This window comes from Cyanobacteria bacterium FACHB-DQ100 (assembly GCA_014695195.1).
Classification (GTDB): Bacteria; Cyanobacteriota; Cyanobacteriia; order Leptolyngbyales; family Leptolyngbyaceae; genus Leptolyngbya.
Genome location: JACJNW010000032.1, coordinates 87,129 through 103,532 on the forward strand (window position 1 = coordinate 87,129; position 16,404 = coordinate 103,532).

At 48.6% G+C, this 16,404-nt stretch carries 21 protein-coding genes and 1 pseudogene; 14 read left to right on the forward strand and 8 right to left on the reverse strand.

The features are described from left to right. The first annotated feature begins 180 nt into the window (after window positions 1-180). Complete coding sequence (locus tag H6F51_17450; GenBank protein ID MBD1824261.1) at window positions 181-1,881, forward strand: ATP-binding protein; 1,701 nt, start codon at window positions 181-183, stop codon at window positions 1,879-1,881. A 270-nt stretch (window positions 1,882-2,151) separates the two neighbouring features. On the opposite strand, the gene H6F51_17455 is transcribed toward H6F51_17450, so the two are convergent. Together H6F51_17455 and H6F51_17460 are read right to left on the reverse strand one after the other, a co-directional pair. Next, window positions 2,152-3,171 carry a long-chain acyl-[acyl-carrier-protein] reductase gene (locus H6F51_17455; GenBank protein MBD1824262.1) on the reverse strand — a complete coding sequence of 340 codons (1,020 nt, stop codon included), beginning with the start codon at window positions 3,169-3,171 and terminating at the stop codon, window positions 2,152-2,154. Between the two features lie 155 nt (window positions 3,172-3,326). Further along, entirely contained in the window at window positions 3,327-4,022 is a 696-nt protein-coding gene (locus H6F51_17460) for an aldehyde oxygenase (deformylating) (GenBank protein MBD1824263.1), read from the reverse strand. A 202-nt stretch (window positions 4,023-4,224) separates the two neighbouring features. Here H6F51_17460 and H6F51_17465 point away from each other — a divergent pair, with 202 nt between their 5' ends. The 5 genes from H6F51_17465 (at window position 4,225) to H6F51_17485 (ending at window position 6,257) form a co-directional block, all read left to right on the forward strand. Further along, window positions 4,225-5,028: a carbohydrate ABC transporter permease gene (locus H6F51_17465; GenBank protein MBD1824264.1), complete on the forward strand. Its 804-nt coding sequence runs from the start codon at window positions 4,225-4,227 to the stop codon at window positions 5,026-5,028. Between the two features lie 15 nt (window positions 5,029-5,043). Next, window positions 5,044-5,346, forward strand: a complete 303-nt coding sequence (locus H6F51_17470; protein MBD1824265.1) for a hypothetical protein — start codon at window positions 5,044-5,046, stop codon at window positions 5,344-5,346. Then, window positions 5,334-5,570 carry a hypothetical protein gene (locus H6F51_17475; GenBank protein ID MBD1824266.1) on the forward strand — a complete coding sequence of 79 codons (237 nt, stop codon included), beginning with the start codon at window positions 5,334-5,336 and terminating at the stop codon, window positions 5,568-5,570. Before H6F51_17470 ends, H6F51_17475 begins: the two co-directional genes overlap by 13 nt. Window positions 5,571-5,677: 107 nt before the next feature. Further along, complete coding sequence (locus H6F51_17480) at window positions 5,678-6,007, forward strand: hypothetical protein (protein ID MBD1824267.1); 330 nt, start codon at window positions 5,678-5,680, stop codon at window positions 6,005-6,007. A gap of 1 nt (window position 6,008) precedes the next feature. Further along, entirely contained in the window at window positions 6,009-6,257 is a 249-nt protein-coding gene (locus tag H6F51_17485; GenBank protein MBD1824268.1) for a DUF4926 domain-containing protein, read from the forward strand. Window positions 6,258-6,437: 180 nt separating this feature from the next. On the opposite strand, the gene H6F51_17490 is transcribed toward H6F51_17485, so the two are convergent. Further along, window positions 6,438-6,578, reverse strand: a complete 141-nt coding sequence (locus H6F51_17490) for a hypothetical protein (GenBank protein ID MBD1824269.1) — start codon at window positions 6,576-6,578, stop codon at window positions 6,438-6,440. Window positions 6,579-6,652: 74 nt separating this feature from the next. On the opposite strand from H6F51_17490, the gene H6F51_17495 reads away from it, so the two are divergent. From H6F51_17495 to H6F51_17510, 4 genes and pseudogenes are all read left to right on the forward strand, one after another. Further along, window positions 6,653-6,916: a DUF2281 domain-containing protein gene (locus tag H6F51_17495; protein ID MBD1824270.1), complete on the forward strand. Its 264-nt coding sequence runs from the start codon at window positions 6,653-6,655 to the stop codon at window positions 6,914-6,916. Beyond that, window positions 6,913-7,230, forward strand: a pseudogene (locus H6F51_17500) (type II toxin-antitoxin system VapC family toxin). Before H6F51_17495 ends, H6F51_17500 begins: the two are co-directional and overlap by 4 nt. A gap of 98 nt (window positions 7,231-7,328) precedes the next feature. Beyond that, complete coding sequence (locus tag H6F51_17505) at window positions 7,329-7,802, forward strand: hypothetical protein (protein ID MBD1824271.1); 474 nt, start codon at window positions 7,329-7,331, stop codon at window positions 7,800-7,802. 403 nt (window positions 7,803-8,205) lie between these two features. After that, window positions 8,206-8,367 carry a hypothetical protein gene (locus tag H6F51_17510; protein MBD1824272.1) on the forward strand — a complete coding sequence of 54 codons (162 nt, stop codon included), beginning with the start codon at window positions 8,206-8,208 and terminating at the stop codon, window positions 8,365-8,367. On the opposite strand, the gene H6F51_17515 is transcribed toward H6F51_17510, so the two are convergent. From H6F51_17515 to H6F51_17530, 4 genes are all read right to left on the reverse strand, one after another. Beyond that, entirely contained in the window at window positions 8,364-9,122 is a 759-nt protein-coding gene (locus H6F51_17515) for an anti-sigma factor (protein ID MBD1824273.1), read from the reverse strand. The two genes, H6F51_17510 and H6F51_17515, sit on opposite strands and share 4 nt — an antisense overlap. An 8-nt stretch (window positions 9,123-9,130) precedes the next feature. Then, window positions 9,131-9,715: a sigma-70 family RNA polymerase sigma factor gene (locus H6F51_17520; GenBank protein ID MBD1824274.1), complete on the reverse strand. Its 585-nt coding sequence runs from the start codon at window positions 9,713-9,715 to the stop codon at window positions 9,131-9,133. A 412-nt stretch (window positions 9,716-10,127) separates the two neighbouring features. Beyond that, on the reverse strand, window positions 10,128-10,748 hold the full coding sequence (locus tag H6F51_17525) for a CHRD domain-containing protein (protein MBD1824275.1): 621 nt from the start codon (window positions 10,746-10,748) through the stop codon (window positions 10,128-10,130). A 322-nt stretch (window positions 10,749-11,070) separates the two neighbouring features. Further along, complete coding sequence (locus H6F51_17530) at window positions 11,071-11,949, reverse strand: DUF3445 domain-containing protein (GenBank protein ID MBD1824276.1); 879 nt, start codon at window positions 11,947-11,949, stop codon at window positions 11,071-11,073. A gap of 69 nt (window positions 11,950-12,018) precedes the next feature. On the opposite strand from H6F51_17530, the gene H6F51_17535 reads away from it, so the two are divergent. The 4 genes from H6F51_17535 to H6F51_17550 all read left to right on the forward strand — a co-directional run bounded on the left by H6F51_17535 (window position 12,019) and on the right by H6F51_17550 (window position 15,722). Continuing rightward, on the forward strand, window positions 12,019-12,492 hold the full coding sequence (locus H6F51_17535; GenBank protein MBD1824277.1) for a Uma2 family endonuclease: 474 nt from the start codon (window positions 12,019-12,021) through the stop codon (window positions 12,490-12,492). 28 nt (window positions 12,493-12,520) lie between these two features. Continuing rightward, a complete protein-coding gene (ilvA, locus tag H6F51_17540; protein ID MBD1824278.1) occupies window positions 12,521-14,068 on the forward strand; it encodes a threonine ammonia-lyase, biosynthetic in 1,548 nt (515 codons plus the stop codon). Between the two features lie 53 nt (window positions 14,069-14,121). After that, the gene (locus tag H6F51_17545) at window positions 14,122-14,631 is read left to right on the forward strand and encodes an inorganic diphosphatase (protein MBD1824279.1); all 510 of its coding nucleotides are present in this window, start codon (window positions 14,122-14,124) and stop codon (window positions 14,629-14,631) included. A 245-nt stretch (window positions 14,632-14,876) separates the two neighbouring features. After that, the gene (locus tag H6F51_17550) at window positions 14,877-15,722 is read left to right on the forward strand and encodes an MBL fold metallo-hydrolase (protein ID MBD1824280.1); all 846 of its coding nucleotides are present in this window, start codon (window positions 14,877-14,879) and stop codon (window positions 15,720-15,722) included. An 86-nt stretch (window positions 15,723-15,808) separates the two neighbouring features. On the opposite strand, the gene H6F51_17555 is transcribed toward H6F51_17550, so the two are convergent. After that, entirely contained in the window at window positions 15,809-16,366 is a 558-nt protein-coding gene (locus H6F51_17555) for a DUF308 domain-containing protein (protein ID MBD1824281.1), read from the reverse strand. Between the last annotated feature and the right edge of the window lie 38 nt (window positions 16,367-16,404).

The following is a 16,404-nucleotide window of genomic DNA, read 5'->3' on the forward strand; positions in this document are numbered from 1 at the left end:
TTATGTAAACGTTTAATAAAAAGCAAGCTTCCTTTAAAGCAGGAATGAATACTAAATTTGTACTGTAGATAGCGACTTTAATAGCGCCTTGCCTCGCATTAATCTTCCTATGCTGTTTGACAAACTTAGTACGCCTGCTCCAAGCTGAACTAAGATAGAACAATTGCTTGGGGCGGAGTTATGGATCTAGAGAAGCCATTGGGATCAGTCATTCAAGGATCTCTGAGCCAAGGGTTAGAAGTGCGACTGCATCCTGATATCTCAGTTGAGGAAATGCGGGTCGGCAAGTTCCTGGTTGTGCAGGGAACGCGATCGCGCTTTTTCTGTATGCTCACCGATGTTTCTCTCGGAACTGCCAGCCAGCGCATTATCGCCAATCCCCCAGAGCCCACTAATTTATTTTTACAAGAAGTGCTTGCCGGAAGCGGGACATACGGCACGATCGAACTGTCTCCGATGCTGATGTTTACGCCGACTGAAAAGCCTGTTGAGAAAAAGAAAAAATCTTCCAAGTTGGCATCGTTTGAAGCAAGCTCAAGTGAAGCGATCGAGCTTTTACCCGTAAAAACGATTCCGAGCCACTTCAGCCAGGTGTATGACGCGAGTGAGCGAGATTTCCGTGCCGTGTTTGGCTGGGAGGATGACCCCCATCGGCGGAATTTTGCCATTGGACAGCCGATCGATATGGAGGTGCCGATTTGTTTGGATCTCGATCGATTTGTCGAGCGCAGTAATGGTGTCTTTGGGAAATCGGGGACTGGAAAATCATTCCTTACGCGATTGTTGCTCGCGGGCATTGTGCGAAAACAAGCGGCAGTAAATCTGATCTTTGATATGCACTCCGAGTATGGATGGGAAGCCACTCGCGAAGGAAAGCAGTTCAGTACAGTAAAAGGTTTGCGGCAACTATTTCCAGGACAGGTGCAGATTTTCACACTCGATCCGGACTCGACAAAGCGGCGAGGAGTGCGCGATGCTCAAGAACTCTATGTCAGCTACGACCAAATCGATGTTGAAGATTTAATGCTAGTGCGGGGAGAGCTAAATCTTTCAGAAGCCGCGCTAGAAAACGCAATTATTCTCCGGAATGAATTTGGCAAGGCTTGGATTAATCGTCTCCTCACTATGAGCAATGGCGAAATTCAGGAGTTTTGTGAGACGAAAATGGGCAGTAAGTCCTCAATCATGGCGCTGCAACGTAAGCTCAATCGCCTTGATGAACTAAAATACATTCGCAACAGTTGTCCGCATAACTATGTCGGTCAGATCCTTGAATGTGTTGAAAGTGGAAAGCATGTTGTGATTGAGTTTGGGTCTCAATCGAATTTACTGTCCTATATGTTGGCGACTAACATCATTGCGCGGCGAATTCACCAAGCTTATGTGCGAAAAGCAGAGAAGTTTTTGCAAACCAAAGAAGTGAGCGATCGACCCCAACAGCTTGTGATTACGATCGAAGAAGCCCATCGATTTCTTGATCCAGCAACGGTCGGACAGACTATCTTTGGTACGATCGCCCGTGAAATGCGGAAATACTTTGTCACGCTGTTAGTGGTGGATCAACGTCCGTCTGGCATTGATAACGAGGTGATGTCACAGATTGGAACGCGGATTACTGCCTTGTTGAATGATGAGAAAGATATTGATGCGATTTTTACCGGAGTGTCTGGGGGGCAAAGTCTGCGATCGGTACTGGCAAAACTCGATTCAAAACAACAGGCGTTAATTCTAGGTCATGCAGTTCCGATGCCTGTGGTTGTGCGGACTCGTCCGTATGATGAAACGTTTTACAGAGAGATTGGTGATACCGCTTGGGAAGAATTACCGGATGTTGAGGTGTTTCGGGCGGCTGAGGCGGCTAAGGCGGATTTAGGATTTTAACGTCAGTTCGACGGATTTCCTTGCTGCGGTTAGGTTCGGTCGTGCCCCCTAAATCCCCCATTTTGGGGGACTTTGAAGGTCGGGAGAACTCATAAGATTGGAGAATTTCGCTGCTCCAAGTCCCCCACCCGTGGGGGATTTAGGGGGCAACGCGCAGATCTAAACGTAGTCAAGAATTTGCGTCGAACTCACCTGATTTTAGGCGTAGGTCATAAAAAACAGAGACGCTCCGGCGGAACGTCTCTAAAAGATTGGCGATTGTACGATCGATTAAATCAACAACGGACGGAACCCATGTTTCACCGAAGCCTCTCCAATCTGCTCCATTTTCTCAACCGTGATCCGATTGCGTCCCCAAGAGAAATTCGTGTGCAACTTCTCAAACTCTAACAGCATTGACTCGGCAAAACACGCAAACAACTGGCGTGCAGGCACATCCATATTCACGATGCTCATAATTCGCCAGTCAATATCTAGCGAATGTTCCACAATTCCACCATTGAGAACTGTAATTCCTGGATGCTGTACCTTTGTACCCAAGTTTTTCGGATAGCCACCATCGATCAATAAACAAGGCTGCTTCAACTGTGTTGGATCAATCTCCACACCCTTCGGCATACTCGCGACCCAAACGATGATGTCCGCTTGCGGTAAGGCTTCCTCTAGGCTCTGAATCTTGCCTCGTCCGAGTTCGGCTTGCAGATCCTGAAGCCGCTCTTGATTTCGTGCAATTAACAGCAGTTCGGCTACATCAGCGCGAGAATTTAACCAGCGACAAACCGCGCTGCCAATATCTCCAGTTGCGCCACAGATCGCCACCGTCGCTTTTGACAACTCAATGCCTAACTGCTTCGAGGCTTGTTCGACTTGGCGGCAAATGATGTAGGCGGTGTGTGTGTTCCCGGTTGTAAACCGCTCAAATTCCAGCATGACGTTTCGCACTTGCCGGATCTGCGACAGATTGAAATTCTCAAAAATAATTGAAGAGAATCCACCCAGTGCTGTGATATTGATGCCGTGCTTTTGCGCGTGTGCCATCGCGTTAATGATCTTTCGAGTTGCAGCTTTGATGCGGCGGGTTGCCAGCATTTCTGGGAGGAAGCAAGACTCAACGTAACGTCCTTCGATTTCTTGTCCCGTAATACTTTTGACTCGAATTGTATCGACAATCTGCGGCGGGGCACTGCACCAGAAATCTAAGCCTTGATCCGCGTATTCGGGATATCCTAGCTCTCGTGCAACAGACTGAGCGTGTTCTAAGCTTGTGAGATGACCAATTAGACCAAACATCGATCGTATGTGAAGTAGTCCGACTTCAGGCGGTGAGATGGATAAAACGAAACCGTTAAACTGATGTAAGAGAAAATGCCACAAATCGACGATGGACGCAAGCAGATCAAGAGTCCACCGTCGGAAGATTGAAGCGATCGTTCGTCGTCGCGCCGTTAGACGGCTGCAAGTCCGTGCGCCGACATCCGCATGACATCGCGGGTCGTAAAGCCAATATTGGTCAGCGCTTCGCCGTATTGAATCATAAAGTCTTCGACCAATGCTTCGCGCTCCATTCCAAGAACGCTGGCATCTGCCTCGACTTGATTCAGCATTTTCCAAACCAAGGGAAGATTTGCTTTGTTTGCTTCTTCTAACTCGGCTTTCGAGGCTTCAAAGTTTGCTTTCAGCCATTCTTCGCCGTAGTTCAAGTGCATGTATTCGTCTTTGACGACACCTTCGGTAATTTTGCGAGCGAAGTCATCTGCAACCGGAATGTAGATGTTGTATGCCGAAATCGCAAAGCACTCAATGATCAGCGATTGAATCAGCAGGCAGGTGACAATTTTACCTTCGGCGGCGGCAACTTGGAAGTTGTTGTGCAGCGCGGAGAAAAATTCGCGGGCAAACTCCATATCGGCAACCACGCTGAGGTTACGACCGCAGGCTTCAAAGCCTTTTTTGTGGCGGTTCTCCATGCGTGCAAGTCCGATTAACTGGTCTTTATCATTGGGCAGAAGTTCTGCTAGTTTTTGATAGTTTTCATGTGCCTCTTGTTCGCCCTCGATGACGATCGCGTTAATTCGGCTATAGGCATCTTTGTATTGCTCACTGTGGAAGTCAATCTCTAAGGTCGCCTCAAGTTGGGGCATAGATCAGATTTCTCCTGGTCATGACGATAATTTCCGCAGGGTGGCGGAGGTTCGGGTGGGATTGAACACGGTATCTCCCCATTCTTTCCCCCCTCTCACTTTACCGTCTAAGGTTGAGAATGACGCTAAGAATCGATAAAATATCTGCGCTAATGGGCATTGAAGCGCTAAAATAACCGATTCTTTGGGGCGTGTGGGAAGTATGAGGAGCGAGTGGAAGCGTGTACTCGGTTTAGCGCTACTGATTGCCGGGGCAGGAGTCGTTCTGCTGCCGCTGGGAGTGGTATTGATTACGTCGTTTAAGCCGCCAGGAAGTTCCCTTGATGCTCCGGGTTGGTCGCTGGAGAATTATCGCGAAGCTTGGCAACGGGGAGGGTTTTTGCTGGCGTTTGCGAATTCGATCGTTGTGGCGATCGCGGTCATGCTCTTTCAGATTTTCACGTCAGCGCTTGCGGGTTATGCGCTGGCTCGGTTGAAGTTTCAAGGCAAGCAGGCGATTTTATTAATTGTTCTCACGACGTTGGTGATTCCGTTTCAGATTTTGGTGATTCCGATTTTTCTGGTGCTGAAATGGGGGCATTTGATTAATACGTATGGGGCGTTAATTTTGCCGACTGCGGCGAATGGATTCGGGATCTTTTTGATGCGGCAGTTTTTTCAAGGAATTCCGATCGAGCTTGAGGAAGCGGCGATGCTGGATGGAGCCGATCGGTTACAAGTGCTGTGGAAGGTGATGTTGCCGTTGTCGCGTCCGGCGCTGGTGACGTTGGCGCTATTTACGTTTATTGGGGAGTGGAACGATTTATTTAAGCCGCTTGTGTTTACGACGCGCCCAGAGTTGCGGACGGTGCAGTTGGCACTCGCGAGTTTTCAAGAGCAGTTTACGAATAGTTGGACGTTGTTGATGGCGGCGATCGTGTTGGCGACGATTCCGATCGTGGGGATTTTTGCGATCGCTCAGCGGCAATTGATTCGAGGCATTGCAACCACAGGGATTAAAAATTAAGACAGTGCTGACAGAATGAAGTTTGAAATTCTCACACCGCTTGGTTTTACAGTTAGAACCTCAGAGGAATATTGGCAACGCTTGATTGCTAAACATCCTGATATCAAAGAATTAGAGGAGTTAGTTCAAGCTGCACTTGCAGTGCCCGATGAAATTCGGCGGAGTAGCCGAGATGCAGAAGTGCTGTTGTTTTATCGGAGTCATCGGACAGAAAGATGGGTGGTTGCAGTGGCAAGGCGCTTAAATGGAGATGGATTTCTGATCACGGCTTATCAAACGGATGCGATTAAGGAGGGTGAAACGGTATGGCTCAAATAAAAGTGTTTTACGAACCTGAAGCCGAACTGTTAAGCGTGTTTTGGCAGAGTCCTCGCAAGAATCAGATTGGTACGGAGCTTGGAGACGGAATCATTTTGTTCAAAGATGGCGTGAGCGGTGAGCCAATTGGTGTGGAAGTGCTGTCTTATCGCCCTGGAGATGCTCGGCTTGATGCTGTGAGCGTGGAGTTAGGCCAGTCAAGCCAAATGCAGCCAGCTAATTGAGCTTTAATTTCTTTGTGTTGGCGACGATTCCGATCGTGGGGATTTTTGCGATCGCTCAACGTTAACTGATTTGGGGCATTAATAATTAGGCTTTGCGAAAAACGACAGTGAAGATTCCGGCAGATGCAATTATTCCAGATGAAAAAATCGTTGACTATCTCTTAGTGCAGAAGCTCAGGAATAACAAATCAAAGTTTTTGGCACAAGCTGGATTTACGCAAGAGAACCCCGAAGCCTTGAAAACAGCAATTCGATCGCTTGCTGACGAAGGAGAAGCGATCGCAGATAAAACCAATGAGTATGAAACGTTCTATCAAGTGATTGGAGAATTGGTCGGCGCGAATGGTGTCAATCTACCTGTTGTTACAATTTGGGTAAACCGTCAAGGAGATGGAAAGTTTCAGTTTGTGACGCTCAAACCTTACCGAGAATCTTGATATGGCTCTAGAACTATATTGCGAAGTTGCTTTGACTTGCGATTTGCCGGAATACAACTTGAAAGCAGGAGACATTGCAACTTTGATTGATTTTGTGCCGCATCCTAACGGTGGAGAGGAAGGCTGTGTTTTAGAGGTTTTTAACGCAGTGGGTGAGTCGCTAGCTGTGATTACTGTTCCGGTTTCTACGATCGCGGCGCTAAGCTCTAATGAAATCTTGACGGTTCGTTCTTTGGCGAAGGCAAGCTGATTAAGGTGGCCTTGCGTAACCGGGATGAAAAATTAAGCTGCGATCGCATTGAGCAAGTGCAATTAGAATCAGCGATGATTCTTTTTGTTACCTCCCGGATTTTATGACTTCACAGCTTCAGGCGATCGAGACGTTTATTCAGCGCTGGCAGAATGCTGGAGGAACGGAACGCGCTAACTATCAAATGTTTTTTGGAGAGTCCAAGGCGGAGAATGGAGCATTGATGCGATCGCCACCCAATTCAAAAACGCCACCCGCAGCAAAGCCAAAATCCAAGCCGACCTCGAAGCCCTCGAAACCCTCGGCATCGTCACCCGCCACACCGAAAACAAATGGTACTTCAGTCAGCTACAAACGATCGCTTAAAATAGAGTCAACCTCTAAGGCTGTGGTGTATGACAAGTCAAGCGAGAGACTTTGCCGACCGTTCGTCAGAAATCCCAGAGCATATCCTAACCGCTCTGCGAGTTCTAGCACCTGAACAACGCCAGCAAGCCTTCGCCTTTATCGAGTTTCTCTATCAAACTCAACAAGCCACTTTACAACTACAAACAACCCCAAAACAGCAACGAGTTTTTGGGCAGTATGCTGGCAAAATTTCGATGAGCGATGATTTTGATGAGCCTTTGCCTGACGCTTTCTGGTTGGGTGAAACATGAGACTTCTGATCGACACCCATGTTTTTATCTGGCTCAATGAAGCTCCAAGCAAGATTCCACAACAAACCTTAAGGATGGTAAGCAACCCAGACAATGACTTGTTCCTCAGTCTAGTCAGTCTTTGGGAGCAGTCCGTCAACAACCTGCAACTACTTTCGCTCCATCTCGATCACATTTGAGCACTGGAAGGATTACCCGATCACCATCGTGATCCGTTCGATCGACTGTTAATTGCTCAAGCGATCGTCACTCAACTCCCGATCGTCAGTGCAGATTCAATCTTCGATCGATATTCCATCCAACGATTGTGGTAAACCAGCGCGGCTAAGCTCCACTGAGGGGTCATACCCCTTTGCGTACTGCTTGTAATATTTATCACAGTAGAAGAATCTTTTCCCTTTGAGGTTCTTCCATGAACATTAGTGCCACTCTTTCCCAAGCCGATCGAGACGCGATCGTCCAAGCCATTGCAACAATCCAGAAACATCTCCCCTTTCTGATCGATTTAGTCGCTGAAGAACGCTCCTCGCTGCCAAAGCTCAGCCCCAAATCTCGATCGTTTGTCAACACTGCCTTAGATGTTGCTAGTCGCAATCCCGACTTCTTACCGCGATCGTTTGATGTAGAAGAAATGCGAAAAGACTTGGAACTGTTTCAAGACCTCAACCAAATTTTGATGAGCCTAACTCAACTTCAAGATATGGTCAACGACACTTGTATGGTCGTTGGCAGTGAAGCGTATACGGCTGCATTAACGGTCTACGACTACGCCAAGAAAAGTGGTGTGAATGCAAACGGAATGGAGCCGATCGTCGCTGAAATGCGAGAACATTTTCGTCGATCGCGCAAACCGAAGCCTTCCCAAGAAAAGAGCGCGGTTAACTAAGCGCCACGATCTGTCTCGTTGTCACTAAAGGAACGTGAGTTTGACACAAGTTCTTGGCTACGTTTGGCTCTGCGGGTAGCCCCCTAAATCCCCCAGAATGGGGGACTTTGAAAGTCAGAGGACTTCCTGAACCTGGAAAACTTCTTTTCTTCCAAGTCCCCCACTCGTGGGGGATTTAGGGGGCGAAGCTGCTCAAACCGAAGTGAAAAAACTCGTCGAACTGACGTTAAAGGAGCATCACAATGATGCTCTTTTTATATGAAAAGCTCCTCTGATTCATCTTGAAGCAGCAACGATCGAGGAAGAAAGCACAATCATTTCCTCTCGAAGCAGTAACAATTGAGGCAGGGGGCACGATCGATTCCTCCCGAAGCACGATCGATTCCTTCCGAGGCAGCAAGAATTGGGGAAGGAAGCACGATCAATTTTGCTCAAAGCACGATCGATTCCTTCCGAGGCAGCAAGAATTGAGGAAGAAAGCACGATCGCTGCCTGTCGAAGCGCGATTGTTTCTGGCGATCGCACCATCAATTGCATTCTTTCGTCCGGTAGTTTCCCAAGCTAATTCTGCACTTTCGCCATCATCACAGGCTTACCTTCATGTTTCTGCGGTGCAGTCGCATCCTCGATCGTCACCGCCACAGTAGAAACTAAATTAGCAGACCGAAAGACTGTTGGAACCGCGATCGACTGAGACATTTTGCCCTCAGCATCAACCGTAAACACATCCGTGAGGATTGCACTCTTAGAATCCGTCGTCACCGGAGCATCCTGCTTCACCACCGTCCACAAAGCATAAACCTGCCCCGGTGGTAGCGGCGGCAAATTCCGCACCGTCAGCACCGCTTCTAGACGATTGGGATCGATCGCAACCGTTGCAGAAGCCGCGTTTCCCGCTTTTGTGGCTTGCAGCGAGTAAACCAGCGTTGCCAATCGCTCAGTTTCGGTCTGCGATGTTTGTAGTGCTTGCCGCAATTGATAGTTACTGATGCCCAATGCCACAATCAGAACCGCCGCCGCAACATTCAGCACTTGGCTCCACCGCAGCGATCGACGAACGGGTCTATTCGCTGCTTCTGGAGCCGCTAAAGGTCGCTCCTGAGCCGCTAAGATGGCTGAACGAAGATGCGCCGGGGGATTGACTTCAGGAGAACCCGAAGACAGGTCTAGCGCTTTCTGCATCCGGTTGACTTCTTCAGCGATCGCAGGATGATCAATCAAAAGCTGCTCGAATTCCGCTGCCTCATTGGAGTCGAGATCGCCCAAGACATACCCTGCAATCAATAGTTGTAAGTGTTCTGAAGCCATCGACCAACTCATAAATGGGATTATCTAAGGTAATCGGTAAGGGTTTGACGCAGCTTGAGGAGACTCCGCCGAGTTTTTGTTTTCACAGTGCCAAGCGGCAGGCTTAATCGTGCGGCAATTTCTGACTGACTAAGACCATCGTAATAAGCAAGACGTAAGATCTGCCGATCGCTTTCTGGAAGTTGGGCAAGAGCAGCCCGCACCTCTTGAGATTGTTCCGTTTGAAACACCTGCTCCAATGGAGATTCAGAAGCCATTTCGGTGCTGCTAGAGCGAAACCGATCGAGAAAAGAACGAGAGGTGCTGCGCGATCGCACCCGATCAATCGAGCGCGATCGCGTTAAAACTGCTAAGAATGTTCTGAGAGAACCCCGGCGCGGATCATAGGTCGTGGATTTCGCGAGATTGAGAAAAATATCTTGAGTTAAATCTTCAGCTTCCTGTGGATTGCCCAACGCTTTAAGAGCCAAGCCATAGACCAGCGCAGCGTGACGATCGTAAAGAGTACCGAGTGCTTCTTTCTGCCCTGCTCGTAATGCTTGATATAGCTCTGCATCTGTCTGACTCGGAGGAGATTTTTCTGCGTCGTCAAACTGCTCAGGCATCATGCTAATCAGGCTCAAGAAGCGCATTCGTTTTCCAACCTTTACTTTGACACCAATACCTAGCAAAAGCGTTTACCGGACAAAAAAGTTATCGAATCTCAATTACTCGACAGAAGACTTTCTGGCGTTGCTGAACGTAAGGATGAACCGCCCTCATCCCTTCTCCCCTACCGTGTACACACAAGTTGATTGATCTGTTACCGCAGAAATCTTCTGCCCCCTAAATCCCCCATGAATGGGGGACTTCGAGCCAAAACTCCGAGGTCAAAGTCCCCCAGAATGGGGGATTTAGGGGGCGAAGGATCTGTAGCATTCACGAATTGACTTGGTATCAAATCGTAGAAGCGCTGCGAGTGCGTGGCGTTTCTACTCCACAGGCTGATTAGTGCGGACTAATCAATGACTAACCAATTTAGTACGGCTTGAAGATGCCGCGTAGTTCGCCACCGCGATTTTGCTTTGTGTGAATGTCCACGTACATTTTGCCATTCGCCAAAGCCTGTAGCTGTTCAGGAGTCAGCGTGTATTCCCCCATAAGCCGACCTTGCAAGCCACTTTCGCTGGGACTAACCTGGAGTGCATATTGGAACGGGCCATTCGCATTCGGTTCGCCCCGGTGAATATGCACACCCGACGTGATGTTGGGGTTAGGCGGATTGAGCGGATCGGTTGCGTAATCGCGGAGCGGACTCGATAGATTGCTAAAGTCACCCCGGACAATTAGGCGATCGCCCACAAGCACTGCGCCTGCCGCACCAAAAGCACTGCTGGATGAAGCCATCGGCATCACCTCATCTTTCGTCAGAACTGCAACGTAGCGGGTTAGGGGGGTGCTTTCCATCATGCCCTGAGCAATCAAAGCGCTCTCGGCTTGGTGTAATGCTTCTGACGCAACTTCAAAACTCTGCGCGGTCGTGAATACAGCAGTCCCTTGACTCTGAACAGGTTGGGAAAAGATCGAAATACTGACTGCAATCACACAGGCGATCGTACTGAAAAGAAGATGACGAAGAAGTTGTTTGGGCTTGTTCATGGTTGTATTGCTCTAAAACGAGGTCAAAAATGGCGAGGTCAAAAATCACTCATCCGACTCCTGCGTAATACCAAATTGATCTTTAATCGCTACAAATCTTGGAAGCCCCCTAAATCCCCCACGAGTGGGGGACTTCAAGAAGGATTGGATTTTCAAAGTCCCCCAGAATGGGGGATTTAGGGGGCGAAGGATCTGTAGCATTAACAAATTAATTTGGTATAAAGCACAGCAGATCGAGGAGAGTTTCTAAGAGTACGGATGGGTTTCCCATTTGGATTCCAAACAGGACAATTTTTTTCGATCGCCACAAGATCGCGCCCAGCTAGTTCTGCACCGCTTCTAGAAAAGTTAGTAATGTTTCTCGAATCGGCAGTAAGTTCTTATAAAGCTGCATCTCTGGTGAAAGCTGCTGCACGATCGACCTCAACCCGATCGCCGAATCACGCTGCTCTTTCAAGATAGTGAGTGGATAACGGTAAGTCCGAATTGTGAACAATATCCACTGTGACTGTTCTAATCGCCGCAATGTTTGACGCTCGACTCGAATCCAAAGATTGCTTGGTGATAGTTCTACAGGTGCAATATTAGAATGACTTTGATGACCTAGATACAACTCTGGAGTCTCAACAATGCTCCAATTCACTCGGAACACTGGACAATCGACCTTTAATCGATCGAACAGTCGATCAACCGGATTCCCCAATTGCTCTGGATAGTTCGGTACAGGATGATGAATCTGCATCATTGGTTTTCCAAGCTTCTCTAACAATCTCCACCGCAACGGAAAACACAACGATGCTGCGGCAAGACTGTAACCTCGATCGCTCGGCTGCATCAAACAAAAATCCTCCTGAACTAATCGCCCTGCAAGATCCAAAGGTTGACTAAAATCAGCAATGTTCCAGGTTTGATTGGTTGCTTTGACCGTGATTGTTTCTGAAGCGCGATCGTACTGTTCTGGAAAGTAGCGTAATAGATGATCAATCAATAGTTCCAAAACTTCCTGCTGCGCCAACTGTGTTCCTGGCAAACTTGCAAACACTTCTGTATAGTTCGTTTCTAACAGTTCTGTCTTACGCTGCAAGTAAGGCGCAAGCTGATCATCCATCTCGATCCAATCTTCTACCTTAAGCGGCTGCAATCCTAGACTTAATGTTCGATCGCTCCCTGTAAATGGTAGATAGATGCGCTGATTGCTCATAAAACTCAAAAACAACGATCGACTACAATTTAGAATATCCCCGTTGTCGAGCCACTGCTATGACTTCGTATTCCTTATGTGCTAATTGCATTCGGGCGACCAAAGGGAAGACGAGGAGCATACAGACAGTGGGAAGAGGAAGATATTCCAGTACAAGTTGTATTTGATATTCTTTCACCCAGCAATACAGGTGAGGAGATGTCGAGCAAGTTTGAGTTTTATCAAACCTACGGAGTCGAAGAATATTATCTCTATAATCCCTATCGTAACGACTTAACAGGCTGGATTCGTCGAGGCTCGGCTCTCAGCGAAATTCAACAAATCAATGGCTGGATTAGTCCACGCTTAGGCATTCGGTTTGAATTGACATTTCAAGATTTTGTGATTTATCGACCGGACGGCGATCGCTTTCTCAGCCCAGTTGAACTCAAACGGCTTGCAGATCAAGAACGCCAACGTGTCGAGCAAGAACGCCAACGCGCCGATCGACTGGCAGAATATCTGCGCTCAATGAGAATCGATCCCGATCAAATTCCCGACTGAGGCTTGCCGATGCCCCTCACCCCGTACAATGAGGATTCAGCGATCTTCCTCAGCGTTAACTCCTATGTCTGGTGACTACCTAGAGCGGATTCTCAATGCCCGTGTGTACGATGTGGCTCAGGAAACCCCCCTCGAATTTGCGCCCAACCTCTCGGCTCGACTCAATAACCGAGTGCTACTCAAACGCGAGGATATGCAATCGGTTTTCTCGTTCAAATTGCGCGGCGCTTACAACAAAATGGCGCAGCTACCCCCGGAAATTCTCGCTCAAGGGGTGATTGCGGCTTCGGCTGGAAATCATGCTCAAGGAGTCGCCCTTGGTGCAAAGCGACTGGGAAGCACCGCGATTATCGTCATGCCTGTGACAACCCCGCAAGTCAAAATCGATGCAGTCCGATCGCGGGGTGGCGAAGTTGTGCTGCACGGTGACACCTACGATGATGCTTATGCCCATGCCCGCCAGCTAGAAGCAGAAAAGGGATTAACGTTTGTCCATCCGTTTGATGATCCAGACGTAATCGCGGGACAAGGCACGATCGGTATGGAAATTCTACGGCAATATCAGCAACCGATTCATGCTGTATTTGTCGCGATCGGTGGTGGCGGTTTGATCTCCGGTGTAGCAGCCTACATCAAACGACTCCGCCCTCAGACGAAAATTATCGGAGTTGAGCCAGTCGATGCCGATGCGATGACGCGATCGCTCAAAGCCGGATATCGGATCAAATTACCGAATGTCGGTTTGTTTGCCGATGGTGTTGCTGTGCGAGAAGTCGGAGTCGAAACGTTTCGATTGTGCCAGCAGTATGTAGACGAAATGATTTTGGTCGATACCGATGACACCTGTGCGGCGATTAAAGATGTGTTTGAAGACACGCGATCGATCCTTGAACCTGCGGGAGCTTTGTCAGTTGCCGCGATCAAAGCCTATGTCGAACGCGAGCAAATCACCGATCAAACGCTGATCGGGATTGCCTGCGGTGCGAATATGAACTTCGATCGCCTCAGATTCGTAGCAGAACGCGCAGAACTCGGAGAACGCCGAGAAGCCATCTTTGCGGTCACGATTCCCGAAGAGCGCGGCAGTTTACGCAAATTCTGCGATCTACTCGGACGACGGAACATTACTGAATTCAACTACCGCATCGCTGATGAGAACATCGCTCATATCTTTGTGGGAATGCAAGTCTCTGGTCGATCGGATGCCGCACAAATGGTTTCAACCTTTGAAGCGAATGGATTTAAGACGATCGATCTCACCGATGACGAATTCGCCAAATTACATCTGCGGCACATGGTCGGCGGACGATCGCCCTTAGCTGAACACGAAGTCCTTTATCGATTTGAGTTTCCCGAACGTCCCGGAGCGCTGATCAAGTTTCTCACCTCAATGCGCCCTGATTGGAACATCAGCCTATTCCACTATCGCAATCACGGAGCTGATTATGGGCGCATTGTGTTAGGCGTGCAAGTTCCACCCGATGAAATGACCGATTGGCAGGCATTTCTTGACTCGATCAGCTACCGCTACTGGGACGAAAACCAAAATCCCGCCTACAAACTCTTTTTGGCATAACCGCTCTCCCCTACAATTCAGAATGGTGAAATTGTTTAGCTTGGAGAACCGCTGTGGATTTATCTCGCATTCCCGCCCAACCGAAACCGGGCTTGATCAACGTTCTGATCGAAATCCCCGCAGGCAGTAAGAACAAATACGAATTCGACAAAGACCTCAACGCCTTCGCTCTCGATCGCGTCCTCTATGCCTCAGTGATGTACCCGTTCGATTACGGCTTCGTGCCCAACACGCTCGCCGACGATGGCGATCCGCTTGATGGCATGGTAATCATGGATCAGCCCACCTTCCCCGGCTGTGTGATCGCAGCCCGCCCGATTGGAATGCTCGAAATGATCGACGGCGGCGATCGCGATGAAAAAATCCTCTGCGTTCCCGACAAAGATCCCCGCTATACGAATATCAAATCGCTCAAAGACCTTCCCCAGCACCGTTTAGACGAAGTGGCAGAATTCTTTAGAACGTACAAAAATCTAGAGAAGAAAGTGACAGAGATCCTGGGCTGGCAAGACGTAGATAAAGTGCTGCCCCTCGTTGAGCAGTGCATCAAAGCCGCAAACTAAACTCTATCGCATCGATCGACTGTAGAGGCTGAGGAAAATTCCTGAGCCTTTTTTTGCATCCGCACTTATAATCCATCTCAGTCTGCTATCCCTAAGAATCGAATGGGTAGCCTAAACCCAGGGCACCTCTCCCACCGTTTCTCGGAACGGCATCACACTAAATCCTGCTTGTAAACAATACCAAGCTGAAGCCTTCTTCATCTGGATTGCTTTGACAAGCACTTGAAGCAACTTTGAATTCAGCGATGACCCAGTCTTCTGATTTTCACATTCATTTTTGGGGCGTTCGAGGCAGCATTGCTGTACCGGGAAACGAAACCGTGCGCTATGGTGGCAATACCTCTTGCATCGAGATGCGCGTGGGCGGGAAACGCCTCGTTTTTGATGGCGGAACTGGGCTGCGCGTTCTTGGAAAATCAATGATGCAGCAACTGCCAGTGGAAGCGCACCTCTTCTTCTCGCACTCCCACTGGGATCACATTCAAGGCTTTCCATTCTTCATTCCAGCGTTTATTCCCGGCAACTGTTTTCACATCTACGGCGCGATCGCTCCCAACGGTGCAACGATGCAGCAACGCCTCAGTGACCAGATGCATCATCCCAATTTTCCAGTACCGATGCAGGTGATGAAGTCGGATCTAAAATTTACGGATGTCACAGTGGGAGATGTGATCGAACTCGATGATATTCAGATTGAAACCGGTCGTTTGAATCATCCCAATACTGCGATCGGCTACCGCGTTACTTTTCAAGGTAAAACAGTCGTCTATGCAACGGATACTGAGCATTACCCCGATCGCATCGATCCCGATCTAGTGCATCTTGCCCGGAATGCCGACGTTTTAATCTACGATGCCTGCTACACCGACGAAGAATACTACGACGAAAAATCGCCCAAAATTGGCTGGGGGCACTCTACTTGGCAAGAAGCCCTGAAAGTTGTAAAAGCAGCAGGCGTGAAACAAGCGGTGATGTTCCACCACGACCCCAATCATGATGATGATTTTCTCGACTCGGTAGAAGCTCAGGTGCGATCGGTGTTTCCAAACAGTCTGCTAGCACGCGAGGGCATGATCCTACCCGTGGATTAGATTGAGTCAAAAATCAGTAGCCTCGTAAAGAGACGATGCATCGCCTCTTTACCAAGGTCTGTAGCGAGTTATTTAGAGATCTGCTATCAGGCAGAGGTCGCAGGAGTTTCAGACTGCGCCTGTGGATTCAGCGAGAACATTACCCGCGAAAGACCACTTGCAAAAATGCTGGCACCCACTAACGTTCCAAGCAACCAAGGCGCGTTAGACGGATACTGAGACCAAATCAATGCGCCCAATCCAGCAGTGATAATTGCATTGCCCAACAGCCAGAACCAATTTTTCTGCTCGCGCATGCGGAACGCCAAAATCAGCTCAAATGCACCTTCTGTTAACAAGAAGCTACCGAGGAGCAAGGTCAGCGTTAATACTCCGGTTAGAGGAGACGCAAACAGCATAATTCCAGTTGCAATATACAGCGAACTTAAAAGGATTTTCCAGAGAAAGCCGCCTTGATTGCGAGTTTGCACTGCATAGACGAGCTTGGTGAACCCTGCTGACAGAATAATTAACGCAATCCAGGTTTCGCTCACGAGCGTCGAGAACACAGGCGCAACAACAGCACCAAGTCCTAATGCAATCAATAAAATACCTGACCAAAGTGCACCATTTCTGCTCTTGGGCTGTTCGATACTTGCTGTCATAAAACTTCTCCTACAGTATTTAGAACCATCACTACACT